The following is a 14,754-nucleotide window of genomic DNA, read 5'->3' as shown; positions in this document are numbered from 1 at the left end:
AGCTTTGACAACTCTGATATTACGAAGGTCGGAGCATCTCTCGACGTTAGGCTCGGTGACCTGCTAACCGTTCTCGACGTCGGGCCTCCGCCACACCAGCGCTAGCGGGCGTTCTCCGGCCTGCGGGAATCACCCGCGTCCCATCACTGAGAATGGTTTCCGATGACCAAAGAAAACCCCTTCGAAGCGAACTCAGGTGTCGCCTTCCCGGTCCTCTCAGCCGAGCAAATCAGACGCCTCAGGACCTACGCTGTCGTGCAAGACGTTGCCGTCGGCGACACCGTGTTCCGGGCAGGCGACGAATCATATGATCTCATCGTCATTGAGCGGGGAGCGGTGGATCTGATCCGGGCCGCCACCCACGATGCACCCGAGGAGGTCGTGGTCAGCCATGGGCCGGGCCGTTTCATAGGTGAGTTGAGCCTGCTCACCGGTCAAGCCGTGTACCTGACGGGGCTGGTGGTGCAAGCAGGACGAATTCATAGGATTCCACCGGCCCAGTTTCGTCGGCTGATGGCTGAGGACGCCGAGCTTTCCGATATTCTGTTGCGCGCCTTTCTCGCGCGGAGAGAACTCCTTCGCAGCAACGCAGCCGCCCGAGTCGTGGAGATCGTCGGTAGCCGTCTGTCCGCAGCTTCACTGGAACTGCGGACATACGCGGCGCGATTGCGACTCACCCATCTCTATTTTGAAGCTGATTCCATTGCCGGGCAGGCACTCATGCGGGCCGTGCAGGCCGAGACGGGGGACCTCCCGGTCGTTATCACTCCCGGCAACGTGATGCGCCGCGCGACTGCAAAGATCTTGGCCCGCGAACTCGGACTCTCATACCGTCGAGCGGCCGACCAAAAGGTGGATCTGGCAGTGATTGGCGCAGGCCCGGCGGGCCTTGCCGCTGCGGTCTATGGTGCATCTGAGGGGCTCGCAACTGTCTTGTTCGACGCGATCGGTCCTGGTGGACAAGCTGCGGCAAGTTCGCGAATCGAGAACTATCTCGGGTTCCCCACGGGCATAAGCGGGACTGACCTGACAGGGAAGGCGATCGTGCAGGCACTCAAGTTCGGCGCTCAGCTATCGGCACCGTGCGGGGTCACAGCACTCGACGTTGACACCGGCGTAATCCGTCTCGCGCTGACCGACGGCACCAGCCTCGAAAGCCGCGCCGTGATCATCTCCACCGGCGCCAGGTACAGGTCTCTGCCCCTGACGGACTGGGAGAAGTTCCAAGGCGCCGGAATCTACTACGCTGCAACTGAACTCGAAGCCAAATGGTGTGCCGGTAAGCCGGTCGCAGTTGTCGGCGGCGCGAATTCGGCCGGTCAGGCTTCGCTGTATCTCGCGTCGCGCGGAAGCGCCGTCCATCTCGTCGTTCGCGGTGCTGATCTCGCAGCTGACATGTCCCGCTATCTTGTGGACCGGCTGGCCGCCGAACCGCTGGTCTCTATCCACACCGCGACAGAGGTATCGGGCCTCCAGGGTCAAACCCACCTCGCTGCTGTTGAGATAACGGCAAGGGATTCGGGAATCCGGGCGATTGTCGAGTGCGCGGGACTCTTCTGCTTCATCGGCGCAGTTCCCGCAACCGCCTGGCTGAACGGAGTCGCGCTCGACGACGAAGGATTTATCCTGACCGACTCGGACCTGGACCTGTCGGAACTCGGTGGAAGCTGGTCGTCTCTCGGTCGACGGCCGCTGCCCTTTGAAACCAGCATCCCCGGGGTGTTCGCCGCGGGCGACGTCCGCAAGGGCTCAATGAAGCGCGTCGCCGCAGCGGTCGGAGAGGGAGCGAGCGCCGTCCAATCAGTCCATGTCTCGATCGGATTCCACGTTTAGCTCACGACCCAAACCGAGAATCGGCAGAGGGACCCCTGGAAAGTCAACCCGTCCAGGCTTCGGCCTTAGCCGGCGACAGCGAGCTGCGGTGCTCATCGGATCGCCTCCTCTCATTCCGTCGGGGATGGTCCAGCGCCAACCGGCCTGCGGGCGGCCGCGATTTCCTCGCGGAGTGCCTTCAGCGCGGAGACGTAGATTTCCGAAAACGTCGGGAACGGCTGGATCGTGTCCCTCAGCACATCGAGCGGAACGTGGGCCCGGATCGCCAGTGTCGCCTGCTGCAGCCACTCGCCGGCCTCCGGGCCGAGGGCGTACGCACCGGTCAGCCGTTCGCCGTCGCTGAGGAGGGTCAGGAAGCCATTGCTCTCGGCGTAAGCACGTGTGTAGGTCGCAGCCTTGGACACCTCGGAGACGGGGACGGTGGCGCTGAAGCGGCCGTCGACGGCGCCGACCGCCGCGGCTTGCGGGTCCGTGAAGGTGACCCGGGGAACGGCCTCGTAGTTTGCCTCCCGCGGCTCACCCAGGATGTTCGCGGCGACGACATCGCCCTGGTACTTCCCTACGTGGGTCAGCGGCCAGATCCCGGTGACGTCGCCGATCGCCCAGAGCCCGTCCGCCACGCGAAGGTGGGCATCGACCGGGACTCCGTGCGAATCTGGCTCGACGCCCACGGTCTCCAGGCCGATCGCCTGGATACGCGGGCGCCTGCCCGTGGCGACGAGCAGCCGGTCGCCGCGCAACTCGCGTTGGCCGTCGATCTCGACAACGTAGTCCCCGCGATCTCGCCGTGCCGCGGTGGAACTGGCCGCCAGCACGAGTTCGATGCCATCACCAATCAATACCTCGCCGAGGGCCTCGCCCAGCGGCGCCGGCTCCCGGCCGAGGACGTGGGCGGACCTGTCGATGATTGCCACCTCGCCACCGAATCGGCGCACGGCTTGGGCCATTTCGACGCCGACAGGGCCGCCGCCGAGGATAAGCAGGCGGCGCGGGACGGCCTTCATGGACGTCGCCTCGCGGCTGGTCCAGACGCCGTCGAGCCCGCGCAGGCCCGGGACGGGCGGCACGACGGGATCGGCGCCGTTGGCGAGGACAATGTGGCTGGCGGTGTGCCGCACGCCGTCGACCTCGACGACGCCGGGACCGGCGAGGCGGCCGGTGCCGCGGAGCAGGTCGATGCCGTTATCGGCCAGCCAGCGTTCCTGTCCGGCGTCGGAGTAATCCGAGACCATGAAGTCCCGCCAGGCCAAGGCCGCCTCGATGTCAGCCTCGGCGGTGGCGGCCGCCTGGCGTGCGGCATGGACCGCTTCACCGGGCCGCAGCAGCGTCTTGGACGGGATGCACGCCCAGTACGAGCATTCGCCGCCGACCAGTTCGCGCTCCACGACGGCGACGCGCAGGCCGCCCTCGGCGAGGGCGCCCGCGCAGTGTTCGCCGGGGGATCCGGCGCCGATCACGATCACGTCGTAGTCGCTGTTCATGTCGGCAACTCCTCCCCGGCGTGCTCGCGCACCATGTAGAGCGCGTACCAGTCGGGCCAGTCAGGGTCTTCCTGGCCTGTGAGTTCCTCGTGTTTGCCGTGTGCTTTCGCGGCCCGCCTCAGGGCTTCCGCAAGGTCGCCCGCGGATTCGTAAGTCGTGGCCATCAGATTCTCCTTTCAGCGTTGGATGCTTCAGCGGCCCGGAAGTCGGGTCTTGATCTCCTGGAGGACCCAGCCGTTGCCGTCCGGGTCGCTGAACGATGCGAACGAGCCGTAATCCCTGTGTTCGGGAGCTGGCCCGTCCACCCGCCCTTCGGTTCCGGCATGATGGAAGACGCCCGTGGCGTCGTGGAAGATCCCGCTGACTTCGACCCCGCGCGCGATGAGGTCAGTGCGGGCCTGGTCGATGTCGTACACCGCGAGGTGCAGCCCCTGGGCCGAGCCCGGCGCAGCCGAAGTGACCCCTTCGCCGAAGATGATCGAGCAGCCGGAACCTGGCGGCGTGAACTGCATCAGCCGGTAACCATCCGCGACAGCAGCTTCGGCATCGAACCGCCAGCCCAGACCCTCATAAAACCGCTTGGCCCGGTCGACGTCCGAAACCGGCACCACTACAACCTCGAGCCGGAACTCCCCGGCCTTTACCGGCGGGCTGCCGGCTGCACTTTGTTTGCTTTCCTCGACGGTACTCATCCCGGCCTCCCCTTAGGCGGGCGCGCCATGAAAGGGCGGCAGCGGACTCACTGGCGACCCGGGAAAGGCGTGCCGGCGGCGGGCACCAGGCCAATGCTGCGGGGCTTGCGCTACGGGGGTCGCCATGCGCTTTCCTTGTCGCCCCCCGGCCGATCTTCAACCGGGGACGCAGCCCTCGGGACCCCACAGTGGCCTCATCCAGGACGAAAGTCAAGAGAGATAGAAGTCCTTGCCGGATGCAGCGGGGGAGCGCCATGGCCGAGGCCCTGGCATCTTCCTCCGGTGCTGCGCAACTTTGTCCGGCCAGCCGCGCTGGCCACCGACGTGCCTCCGTGGGCTCGGGGGTGCTCCCGGACGAAGCTGCTGTCAGCTACCCGCCGCACTGCAAGGACCGGAAGACGAGGCTGGCCGGTGTGCACGCACGTTCAAAAGGACCTTCGGCCCTAAACGCCCGTGAGCTCGGGGTTGAGTGTAGAAGGGGCGGTGCGATAACGGTGGGAGGAGCCCGAAACTGCCGGTAGAGCTGGCCGCGTGGTCAGTCAGGGATCCCACCCCGACGATAGGAGGACACCGTGACTGAAGATAATCCCGCCGGCCCGGGCGCCCCGGACACCATTGTGTTGGTTCACGGTCTCTGGGTGACCCCCCGCAGCTGGGAGAAGTGGGTCGAGCGCTACGAGGGCCGTGGTTACCGGGTGCTCGCGCCCGCCTACCCAGGCTTTGAGGTCGAGGTCGAAGCGCTCAACGAGGATCCCACCCCGATTGAGGCATTGACTATCCCTGCGGTCGTCGAACACCTCGAAGGTGTAGTCGGCGGGCTGGACAGAGCGCCGATCATCATGGGCCACTCGGCAGGAGGCCTCTTTACCCAGATCCTGCTCGATCACGGTTACGGGGCAGCAGGCGTGGTCATAGACTCCGCGCCGGCGGAGGGCGTCAGGGTAACCCCTGTCTCACAGATAAGATCCCTCTTCCCCATATTGAAGAACCCCGCCAACCGCCACAGGGCGGTGGGCTTCACCCCAGAGCAGTTCCACTACGCCTTCGCCAACACCCTAAGCCGGGAAGAGTCGGACAAGGTCTACGAGCGCTACCACATTCCAACGCCTGGCAGCTTCGTGTGGGCCGGGCCCCTCGCCAACTTCACACCTGGACACCAGGACACCTACGTGAACTTCAGGAACGAGGACCGCGCGCCCTTGCTGTTCATAGCGGGTGGAGACGACAACCTCATGCCTCCAGCGGTCAACCAGGCGAACGTCAAGCACTACCGCAACGTCAAGACCACAACCGACTACAAGGAGTTCCCTGGGCGCTCACACTACACAGTGGGGCAGGACGGATGGGAGGAGGTAGCAGACTACGCCCTCGAGTGGGCCGTCGAACACGCGAAGCATCCAGCCGCTGGAACGTAGCCTCAAGCCCGCGGAGGTGCCAAGGATCGGTTCGGGCCGGTGCCCGGCGGCGCAAACCCCGCCGCTGCTCTTCGCTGGGAAGACCTTTCGCCCTGTCACATTTTCCGGATGCATCCGGGCCGTACTTAGCACAACGCGCGCCATCAAATTCCGTTGGCCGGCCAGGCCACCAGCACTGCGACCCAGGGAGTGAACGTGTCAGGAAGCAATCCCGACCCGTATGAGGACAAGATCACTGGCTTGGAGCCTGGAGGCGGAGTGCCGCCAGGGGAGACGCCTCCGGGCGAAGCCTCCACGGGCGGACCGCAGGGTCACGATGAGAACGGCACGAATATGGGCACCCAGATTCTCTGGATGGCGGGCATCGCAGCAGTGGTCCTGTTGTCGCTGCTGTACTTTGTCGGCTACATCGTGGGATTACTCGACTAGCGCGCCCTCGGGACTGCCGGATCGATCACGGACAGGGACAGTCACTGGATGCAGAATTCGTTCCCTTCCGGGTCGAGCATGGCAATGTGCCAGCCGTCGTCACCGTCGAAGACGTTGACGAGCGTGGCTCCGGCGTTCACGCAGCGATCGGCGTGGGCGAGGGCAACGCGGCGTCCCTGCGCGTTGGCCTTCGCACCCAGGCTGACATGTCTAGATGTACCCGGTTCTTCGCCGTCTTTCTTTCGGGGACCGGCTGGAAAAACAAGCGGGGGCCTTTGCCGGCCGGGTCAACAACAGCGGCACGCCACAGCGCCTCCGGGGTGCCTTGGTTCGTGGCAAATTCCGCCGAGCTCGAGAATCCCTCAGGCGGCTCCTGGCCGCTGTAACTGAGGGCCACAGCCCAAAAGCGCGCCATTGACTCTATGTCATAGCAGTCAAAGGTCACCTGGAATGCGGCAGACACACGGGGCCGCCTTTCGTTTCGGATGCAATCACTATGCCATTGGCCTGCGGCCGGGCTGTCACCGACAGGGGCGCATCGTCCGTCCAGAGCCAGCGGTCCGCTTGCTAGCGTCTGGACTGCCCTGACCTTGGTGGTTATGCTCGCCCTGGCATGCGGAAAGAACGAGCACGAGGCACATCAATGGGCTCTCGGATCCGATGAACGGAACGCGAAGTTGATCCAAGCAACCGTCGAGAAAGCCGATTGGACTATCAGATTCACCACCCAGTGACAGCAGGGCAGCGATTCGCCGACAGCCGGTCATCTTCCGTCTGCCGGCGGGAGCCCATCAGTGGGCAGATCCCACTGGTCGGTGACATCTTCAAAAGTATTCTTCGTCAGGTGTCCTTTTGGCGGCACCCCGGTCGTCGTATTTGTGTAGCAACCGAACAGGAGGAGTCATTGTGGAGTACATGCTTTTCATCTGTAGCGATCCCACGGCGCCGGAATATGTGGCTGCCGAGGACAATATTGTGGAATGGGGGGCCGAGATGGAGGCCCGTGGTGTCGCGCTTCACGGGGACCGGCTGCGTCCTGTCGAGGATGCCACTACGGTCACCGTGCGCGGGGGTGAGGTGGTGGTCTCGGATGGGCCGTTCGCGGAGACGAAGGAATGGATCGCCGGCTACGACATCATCGCGTGTGCCGACCTCGATGAGGCCATAGAGGTCGCGTCCAAGCACCCGATGGCCCGGTTCGGCAAGATCGAGATCAGGCCCGTGTGGCCGCTCGGGGAGTAGCCATCCGCCCCGGGGAGGGGGCGGACGGACGGGTCATGGGTGAAGTGTTGCCGGAGCTGACGGACGTGCGGGCCGTCGTCGAGGCCGCCTCCGCTGGTGAGACAGCGCGGATCACGGCAACCCTCATTCGGGTTACGGGCGACTGGAGCCTGGCTGAGGATTGTGTTCAGGATGCGTTCGCCAGGGCCCTCGGGGACTGGCCGGAACACGGCGTTCCCAGGAACCCCGGTGCCTGGCTGACCACCGTGGCCAAGAACAGGGCCATCGACCGCATGCGGAGCGCCGCCAGCGAAAAGAGGGCGGTCCGTGACCTCGCGATTCTCACCGAGCTCGAAGGGATGGGTGGCGACGCCGGCACAGGGACAGCTGATGAGGATGACACCTTGCGGCTGATTCACACCTGCTGCCACCCTGCCCTCCCGCTCGATGCCCGGGTGGCCCTGACCTTGCGCACCGTCGCGGGGCTGACGACCGGTGAGATCGCCCGCGCCTTCCTTGTTCCGGAGGCAACCATGGCCAAACGGCTGGTGCGGGCCCGGGCGAAGATACGCGATGCCGGGATCCCGTACCGCGTGCCGCCTCCGGAGCTCATCTCCGAACGCACGGCCGGGATTCTCGCCGTGTTGTATCTGATGTTTAACGAGGGTTACTCGGCCACCGCCGGCAACTCACTGATCCGCGAACCTCTCGCCCGGGAAGCGATTCGCCTGACCCGGCTGCTGGTTGTGTTGCTCGACGGGTCCCCGCAGGAACCTGAAGCTCTGGGCCTCCTGGCCCTCATGCTGTTCCACCATGCCCGGCGGGAGACGCGAACAGACGCCGCAGGAGACTTGGTGACCCTTGAGGAGCAGGACCGCGGGTTGTGGGACAAGGTTGGGGTCGCGGAGGCTGTGGCCCTGCTGGCGGCTGCTGATCAAATGGGCGTTTCATGCCGTTCGCGGCCGGGTAGCTACCGTGTGCAGGCCGCCATTGCTGCCTGCCATATGTCCGCCCCGGACTCTGGCAGCACTGACTTCGCCCGGGTGGCCCTGCTCTACGACGCCCTTGCCCGGATTGCGCCGTCGCCGGTCGTCGAGCTGAACCGTGCCGTCGCTGTCGCGATGTCCCACGGGCCGGAAGCAGGTCTTGCCCTCATAGACCAACTGGACCGGACACGGTCACTCGATGGCTACTACCTCCTGCCCGCAGCGAAGGCTGATCTCCTGCGCCGCCTTGGCAGAAAGACAGAGGCCAGCTGCGAGTATCAGAGGGCCCGGGACCTCGCTCCCTCCGAGGCCGAGCGCCGCTACCTGACCAAACGCCTGACGGAGATAAACGCCGGGGCCCCGTCCTCACCTGATCCCGGCCTGAACCCGGCAGTACCGCGAAAGGAAATCAAATGAAGCACCTCATGCTGATCCCCAATAACGTTGAGACCTGGAATGCACTCTCCGCGTCCGAGATCGAGGCGATCATGCAGGCGCATACCTCGCTGCAGCAGGAACTTAGGGAATCCGGTGAGTTCGTGGAGGCTCATGAGCTCGGTGAAGAGGCGAAGTTCGTAAGAAATAACGGCAATACCTGCACCGTGACCGACGGGCCTTACCTTGAAACCAAGGAAATCGTGGCCGGATACTACATCGTCGACTGTGTGGACATGGCCCGTGCCGTAGAAATCGCCGGCAAATTCGGCGAGGCCAAGCTTTGGTCGATCGAGATCCGCCGGATCGACCCCTGACAACGACCTAAGCGGCATTCATTGCCGGCTCGACGAGCTGCTGCGTGCAAAGATCAATGACCCTGGCGGAGCTCAGTAAGCGCGTGAGCGTGTCCGTGGTCAACGCGATGGGTTGACCAGTGATGCGCCGCGCACGAAAATGCGAACCATGAGTGATCATCGCAGCCTTTCCGAGCCGGCTCCGTTTACCGCCGATGACTTCGCCGAGCGGTTGCGGCGGGCAGCCCACGCCGCCCAGGATGCCGGGCTCGACGGCATCCTGGTCACTCCCGGACCGGACCTCCTGTACCTGACGGGGTATGCACCCGTGGCCATCACCGAACGCATCACCATGCTCGTCATTCCCGTCGACGCGGAGCCTGCCATGATCGTTCCGAAGCTTGAGCGGCCCGACGCGGAAGCGGCCGCCGGCGCCTCGATTCTGCGGATCACCGACTGGACCGACGGCAGCGACCCCTACACGGAATCTGCGACGCTGATGGCCGGAACCGGACGCTATGCCGTTTCTGACTCGGCCTGGGCCATGCACCTCCTGGGTCTGCAGGATCGACTGCCCAAGTCCTCCTACGTCTCCATGACGACCGCCCTGCCGATGCTTCGGGCGATCAAGGATGACGACGAGATCGAGCGGCTGGCGGCGGCCGGCGCGGCCGCAGACCAGGCGTACGAGGAGATCGTCACCGTGCGGTTCGCTGGGCGCAGCGAGACCGACGTCGGCTCTGATCTCGCGGACCTGCTTCGCCAATTCGGTCATTCGCAGGTGGACTTCACCGTCGTCGGGTCGGGTCCGAACGGCGCCAACCCGCACCACGAGATCGGCCCGCGGATCATCGAGGACGGCGACATGGTGGTGCTCGACTTCGGCGGCCTCAAACACGGCTACGGATCAGACACGACCCGGACTGTGCACGTCGGCGAACCCACCGCGGAGGAACGCGAGGTTCACGACGTCGTCAGACATGCACAGCAGGCCGGGTTCGAGGCCGTGCGGCCCGGCGTGGAGTGCCAGGAGATTGACCGCGTGTCCCGGGCGGTGATCACTGAAGCCGGCTACGGCGACTACTTCATTCACCGTGTCGGTCACGGAATCGGACTGACGACTCACGAGCCGCCGTACATGGTGGAGGGCGAAACCCAGATCCTCCACCCCGGCATGTGCTTCTCAATCGAACCCGGAATCTACCTGCCGGGCAGGTTCGGTGTGCGGATCGAGGACATTGTGACGGTCGTTCCCGACGGCGGACGGCGACTCAACCAGACCTCGCACGAGATGAGAATCGTCCACTAGCTAGCCGGAGGGGTTGCGTAGTGCTCGAGGAAGAGGGCCAGGGACTCGGCCAGGGCGCTGATCTCGGCCGGATCGACGCTCTCGTTCGGTGCGTGGATGAGGGCGAGGGGTTCCTCGACCCCGAGCAGGATGATTTCCGCGTCCGGGTAAGTGTCGGCGAACACGTTGCACAGCGGAATCGATCCACCCTGCCCCAGCGTGACCATGGGCCGCCCGTAGGCCCTCAGCATGGCGGCGCTCATGGCTTCAAAGGCCGGCCCGCCGACTGCCGCCTGAAAGGGTGACCCGATGGCCTCCACGTCCATCGTGACATGGACTCCCCAGGGAGCGGCGGCCCGGAGGTGGTCAGCCAGCGCCGTGTGGGCGTCGGCGGCGGCCATGCCTGGCGGGACGCGCAGGTTCATCCGTGCGGATGCCCGCGGCACGATCGCCGCCGTCGAGCCGGTCACCGGCGGGCAATCGATGCCGAGCACGGTGAGGGCCGGTCGCGCCCAGAGCATGTCCGACACGCTGCCGTCTCCCAACAGCGCGACTCCGTCGAGCACGCCGGCGTCGGACCGGAACTGTTCGGGCGGATAGGGAGCGCCGGCCCAGGTCTGCGTGTTGTCCAGGCCAGTGATCGTCGTGTTGCCTGGCCCGTCCCGGAGGGATGCCAGCATTGAGATCAGCGCCGCGAGCGCGTCGGGGGCTGCACCGCCGAACATGCCGGAGTGAAGTTCGGAGGCCATCGCCTCCACCGTCACCACAACATTGACCATCCCGCGCAGGGTCACGGTCGCCGCGGGGTGTCCCACGGCCGCGTTGCCGGTGTCGCAGACCAGGATGGTGTCGGCACGAAGAAGGTCCGGGTGGCTCGCGACGAACGCCTCGAGCCCACCGGTGCCCTGTTCCTCGGACCCCTCGACCACCAGCTTCAAATTCACGGGCACATCATCGCCGAGCGCCCTGAGTGCAAGCAGATGGGCAAGGATGTTGCCCTTGCAGTCAGCGGCGCCCCGGCCGTACCAGCGGCCTTCCACTTCAGTGAGTACGAAGGGCGGGGTGCGCCATGCCGAATCATCGAGAGGCGGCTGCACATCGTAGTGCGCGTAGAGGAGCACGGTCGGCGCATCGGGATTAGGTCCTGGCCTCGAGCCGACCACCGCGTCAGAGCCGTCCGGCGTCCGCTCCAGGTGGACGTCGGAAAATCCGAGCCCGGCGAACTTGTCCAGCACCCACTGCGCCGCCCTGGCACACTCCTCCGCGGGGAACTGCCGCGCATCCGCCACCGACCGGATGGCCACCAACTCGGCGAGCTCCTCCCATGCCGGAGGCATCAGATCGGCAATCCGGGCGCGCAGGTCCACGGCTCACCCACCGCCCGTGTTGTAGGTCTTGAGGCCGTCAATAAACTGCTGGAATTCAGCCAGTTCGTCCGGGCAGTAGATCTTGATAATCGCGAGCTCGCCCTTGGCGACGCGGTCGTTGGCGATCACCGGCCTGCTTCCGGGCCCGGTGGCACCGTTCGTCAGCTGGCTGTCGAAGGTGGCCCGGCTCAGCGCGCCGTTCGGATTCGCGCAGACCGCGCCGCCGTCGTCGCCTAGCACCCGGGCTATCTGCTCACGTGAGGGTGCCGACCCGCCAGCCGCATTGATCTCCGCTATCAGCTGGTCGGCCTTCGCCAGGGACTGTTGCGTCTCCCTCGCCGACCTGAAGTTCAGCAGTGCGACAAGGGCGAATATCACGAGCAGGATGATGGAAACGATGTAGATGACCGATCGGCCGCGCTTGGTTGAGGACTCAGTCTGCGTGCTCATGACTTCGGGAGCTCCGTCTGCGTTTGTTGGTCGGGCAGCTTCCAGGAGGGCTTGCGGAATCTGTAGAAGAGGAACGGCACAAGCAGGCCGAGCCCCAGTGCGCCGCCGCCGACGATCAGGAAATAGATGAGCGGATCGCCGTTGCCGAACTGCGACGGCGGGACGAACCCGACAAGCAGGGCTGCCAGGGAGGCTGCGAATCCGACGCCGCACAGCCCGATCAGCATCGGTGCCCGGTAGCCACGCGGGTGGTCCGGGTCGTTGCGGCGGAGCCGGACCGCGGCCACGAACATCAGCAGGTACATGATCAGGTAGACCTGCGTGGTGATCACCGAGAAAATCCAGTACGCGCTGGAGACATCCGGGATCAGCGCGTAGCCGAGCGCGATCACGGTGGTGACGAGCCCCTGAACGACGAGGAGGTTTTGCTGGATGCCGTTCTTGTTCAGCTTTTGCAGGAACGGCGGGAGGTAGCCTTCCTCACGCGAGATCAGCAGCAAGCCCTTGGACGGACCGGCCAGCCATGTCAGCATGCCGCCGAGGGAGGCAGCAACCAGCATGATGCCGAGGATCGGTGTGAGGCCCTGCATGTTGAAGGACGCCAACACCGCGTCGAAGGCCTGCATGACACCCGCGGTGAGGGAGAGCTCATCGGCCGGGACGATCCAGCTGATCGCCAGCGCCGGCAGTATGAAGATCAGCAGTACCAGCCCCATGGCCAGGAACATCGATTTCGGGTACTCCTTGGCCGGATCCTTCAGGGAGGACACGTGCACCGCATTCATCTCCATGCCGCTGTAGGACAGGAAGTTGTTCACGATCAGCACCAGACTGGCCAGTCCGGCCCACTCGGGGAAGAAGTTTGCCGCGGTCATCGGAGCGGCGGACGGATTGCCCTGGCCGAGGAAGACCATGCCCAGGATGACGAGCAGGGCGCCCGGGATCAGGGTGCCGATGATCAGGCCGCCGCTGGCCAGGCCTGCCACACCCTTCGTGCCGCGGGATGAGACATACACGCCGGCCCAGTAGAACACCACGATCACCAAGGCCGTCCATACGCCGCTGCTGGCCAGCGCCGGGTTGAAGACGTAGGCGAGTGTGCTCGCGACGAACCCCAGCAGGGTCGGATAGTAGAAAATCGTCATCGCGAACTGGCACCACACCGCCAGGAAGCCCATAGGTTTGGAGATTCCGGACGAGACCCAGTTGTAGACGCCACCCTTCCATCCGGACGCCAGTTCAGCGGACACAAGGGAGGTGGGCAGCAGGAAGACAATCGCGGGAACCACGTAGAGGAACACCGAAGCGAGGCCGTAGACGGCCATGGTCGGGGCCGCTCGGAGACTGGCCACCGAGCTGGTGGTCATCAGGGCCAGAGCCACCCAGGAGATCCACACGGCCGGCGGCGCCTTCGGCAGGGTGGCTGCCTGTTCGCTCACGTAAGCCACACCCTTGGGTGTCCCCTGGTATCTTCCACGGGCCAGGCGGAGCTAAAGCGCCTGGGGCGAACAGTCAACTGCTTGAACATGCCCCTGCCCCCTATCACACAAAGTGCTCGGTGTTTACAGCATGGACCTCGGAATTCGCTGGGACCAGTCTCCATCTCCTCTATACTCGGGGTCCCCGGGGTGCTAATTTACGCGGTTTCGGGTGCGCTTCCAGAGCAGGTCGGTGATCACCGCGGTGATGTTAGACGAGGGCCCAGGACCGGGAAAGGCATATGCCGGGAGAGCCGCCGGCATTGGCGCTTACCCGGCGTTGAAGACGTCCGGGCCGAAGCTGTTCAGGTCGGGTGCTCCCGCGTATCCGAGCCGGGGTACTGAAAAGATGTCCTCGATGCTGGCGAGCAGGCTGAAGTGGTTGTACATCCTGTCCGACGTCGTTCCCCCCTTGGTAAACGGCGAGAGCACCAGCGCGCCGACCCGGCCGCCCGCCGTGCCTCCGGGGACCCCCGGCGGGCCGGAGGTATTGCTTTCGGATTCGTCGAAGGTGATCACCAGCACCCCGTCCTGCTTGAAGGCTGGGGAGTCCAGGATGGCCGGGATCTGCTGCTGCAGCCAGCTGTCGGCACTTTCGAGGCCGCCCGGGCTCCCGTCGACGCAGGGGGTGTCGTGCCCGTCATTGCACAAGTTGGGGGTGATGTAGGAAAGATTCGGTGTCGTGTCCAAGGACTTAAGGTCATCAGCGAAGTGCGTGTAGTCCACAACGTTCTTCTGGCAGTCCGGGGACGATGTAATTTCCTCAAAGTATACGAACGGGTTGTGGCGTGTTGCGTACTGGTCGCCGACCTTCGCGCGCTGGTGATCGTCCTTGGAGCCGGGCTCGGGGTGCTGGCAGGGAGTGCTCATGTCCTCCATGTAGCCCTTCCAGGTCCTGCCGGCGGAAGTGAGTTGGCCTGCAAGTGTGGGAACCGATGCCGGGTACACGCAACCGATGCCCTGCACCTGGCCCGGTTCGGACGTACCGGTTTGTTTGAACTTGGCATATATCGGGCAATCGATGCGTGTCATGACGTTCGAGCCCTGCCCGGAAATCTGGGCCAGGTAGTCGGGATTGGAGTTGTGCGCCGTCCCGTAATACTGGGTCAGCAGCACGCCTTGCGCGCGTAGGGTCTTCGACAAATAGGTGGCCGCCGAGTTGGTGCCCCAGACGTCGTCGTAGTCCTTGTTCTCCAGGTTGATCACGAAGACGTGACCGGGCTTCCCCGGGGGCCGTGGGGATTGGGACGTTGCTGTGCTCTGGCCCGGCGAGGGTCCGCCTCCCGGCGTTGAGGGCTCACAGGCGGTGGCCGCAACAGCGAGGATGGCAGCCAGAAGCAGTACCGCCGGCCGCCGTGCCGCACGGTTCAACCCCAGGAAATT

14 protein-coding genes and 1 pseudogene are annotated in these 14,754 nt (G+C 64.9%); 7 read left to right on the top strand and 8 right to left on the bottom strand.

What is annotated here, in order from left to right; all coding sequences use genetic code 11:
* The first annotated feature begins 162 nt into the window (after nucleotides 1-162).
* Entirely contained in the window at nucleotides 163-1,833 is a 1,671-nt protein-coding gene (locus AC1DDO_RS01585) for an FAD-dependent oxidoreductase (protein ID WP_476971289.1), read from the top strand.
* 110 nt (nucleotides 1,834-1,943) lie between these two features.
* On the opposite strand, the gene AC1DDO_RS01580 is transcribed toward AC1DDO_RS01585, so the two are convergent.
* The 3 genes from AC1DDO_RS01580 to AC1DDO_RS01570 are packed head-to-tail and all read right to left on the bottom strand — an operon-like array spanning nucleotide 1,944 to nucleotide 4,006.
* Complete coding sequence (locus AC1DDO_RS01580; RefSeq protein WP_476866468.1) at nucleotides 1,944-3,314, bottom strand: dihydrolipoyl dehydrogenase family protein; 1,371 nt, start codon at nucleotides 3,312-3,314, stop codon at nucleotides 1,944-1,946.
* Nucleotides 3,311-3,478 carry a hypothetical protein gene (locus tag AC1DDO_RS01575; RefSeq protein WP_176803407.1) on the bottom strand — a complete coding sequence of 56 codons (168 nt, stop codon included), beginning with the start codon at nucleotides 3,476-3,478 and terminating at the stop codon, nucleotides 3,311-3,313. The genes AC1DDO_RS01580 and AC1DDO_RS01575 overlap by 4 nt, the downstream gene beginning before the upstream one ends.
* A gap of 27 nt (nucleotides 3,479-3,505) precedes the next feature.
* Nucleotides 3,506-4,006 (bottom strand): VOC family protein, encoded by a 501-nt coding sequence (locus AC1DDO_RS01570; RefSeq protein WP_476866467.1) that lies wholly within the window; start codon nucleotides 4,004-4,006, stop codon nucleotides 3,506-3,508.
* Nucleotides 4,007-4,578: 572 nt separating this feature from the next.
* Between AC1DDO_RS01570 and AC1DDO_RS01565 the strand changes: the two genes are divergently transcribed.
* Nucleotides 4,579-5,421, top strand: coding sequence for an alpha/beta hydrolase (locus AC1DDO_RS01565; protein ID WP_476866466.1), 843 nt, complete (start codon nucleotides 4,579-4,581; stop codon nucleotides 5,419-5,421).
* A 195-nt stretch (nucleotides 5,422-5,616) separates the two neighbouring features.
* On the top strand, nucleotides 5,617-5,850 hold the full coding sequence (locus AC1DDO_RS01560) for a DUF6480 family protein (protein WP_476866465.1): 234 nt from the start codon (nucleotides 5,617-5,619) through the stop codon (nucleotides 5,848-5,850).
* Nucleotides 5,851-5,891: 41 nt separating this feature from the next.
* Here AC1DDO_RS01560 and AC1DDO_RS01555 read toward each other — a convergent pair.
* Nucleotides 5,892-6,265: pseudogene (locus AC1DDO_RS01555) on the bottom strand (VOC family protein).
* A gap of 500 nt (nucleotides 6,266-6,765) precedes the next feature.
* On the opposite strand from AC1DDO_RS01555, the gene AC1DDO_RS01550 reads away from it, so the two are divergent.
* The 4 genes from AC1DDO_RS01550 (at nucleotide 6,766) to AC1DDO_RS01535 (ending at nucleotide 10,097) form a co-directional block, all read left to right on the top strand.
* Nucleotides 6,766-7,092 (top strand): YciI family protein, encoded by a 327-nt coding sequence (locus AC1DDO_RS01550; RefSeq protein WP_476866464.1) that lies wholly within the window; start codon nucleotides 6,766-6,768, stop codon nucleotides 7,090-7,092.
* 35 nt (nucleotides 7,093-7,127) lie between these two features.
* On the top strand, nucleotides 7,128-8,474 hold the full coding sequence (locus AC1DDO_RS01545) for an RNA polymerase sigma factor (RefSeq protein ID WP_476866463.1): 1,347 nt from the start codon (nucleotides 7,128-7,130) through the stop codon (nucleotides 8,472-8,474).
* Entirely contained in the window at nucleotides 8,471-8,809 is a 339-nt protein-coding gene (locus AC1DDO_RS01540; protein WP_476866462.1) for a YciI family protein, read from the top strand. Before AC1DDO_RS01545 ends, AC1DDO_RS01540 begins: the two co-directional genes overlap by 4 nt.
* A gap of 148 nt (nucleotides 8,810-8,957) precedes the next feature.
* On the top strand, nucleotides 8,958-10,097 hold the full coding sequence (locus AC1DDO_RS01535; protein WP_476866461.1) for an aminopeptidase P family protein: 1,140 nt from the start codon (nucleotides 8,958-8,960) through the stop codon (nucleotides 10,095-10,097).
* On the opposite strand, the gene AC1DDO_RS01530 is transcribed toward AC1DDO_RS01535, so the two are convergent.
* The 4 genes from AC1DDO_RS01530 to AC1DDO_RS01515 all read right to left on the bottom strand — a co-directional run bounded on the left by AC1DDO_RS01530 (nucleotide 10,094) and on the right by AC1DDO_RS01515 (nucleotide 14,577).
* Complete coding sequence (locus tag AC1DDO_RS01530; RefSeq protein WP_476866460.1) at nucleotides 10,094-11,443, bottom strand: M20/M25/M40 family metallo-hydrolase; 1,350 nt, start codon at nucleotides 11,441-11,443, stop codon at nucleotides 10,094-10,096. The genes AC1DDO_RS01535 and AC1DDO_RS01530 overlap by 4 nt on opposite strands.
* A gap of 3 nt (nucleotides 11,444-11,446) precedes the next feature.
* Entirely contained in the window at nucleotides 11,447-11,893 is a 447-nt protein-coding gene (locus tag AC1DDO_RS01525) for a hypothetical protein (RefSeq protein ID WP_476866459.1), read from the bottom strand.
* The gene (gene gadC, locus AC1DDO_RS01520; RefSeq protein WP_476866458.1) at nucleotides 11,890-13,332 is read right to left on the bottom strand and encodes a glutamate/gamma-aminobutyrate antiporter GadC; all 1,443 of its coding nucleotides are present in this window, start codon (nucleotides 13,330-13,332) and stop codon (nucleotides 11,890-11,892) included. Before gadC ends, AC1DDO_RS01525 begins: the two co-directional genes overlap by 4 nt.
* 309 nt (nucleotides 13,333-13,641) lie before the next feature.
* Nucleotides 13,642-14,577, bottom strand: coding sequence for an alkaline phosphatase family protein (locus tag AC1DDO_RS01515; protein WP_476866457.1), 936 nt, complete (start codon nucleotides 14,575-14,577; stop codon nucleotides 13,642-13,644).
* Nucleotides 14,578-14,754 lie beyond the last annotated feature (177 nt).

Source organism: Arthrobacter sp. 10N43 (assembly GCF_056394525.1).
The sequence above is the reverse complement of the archived record's forward strand: the minus strand, read 5'-3'. Positions and strand labels throughout refer to the sequence as shown.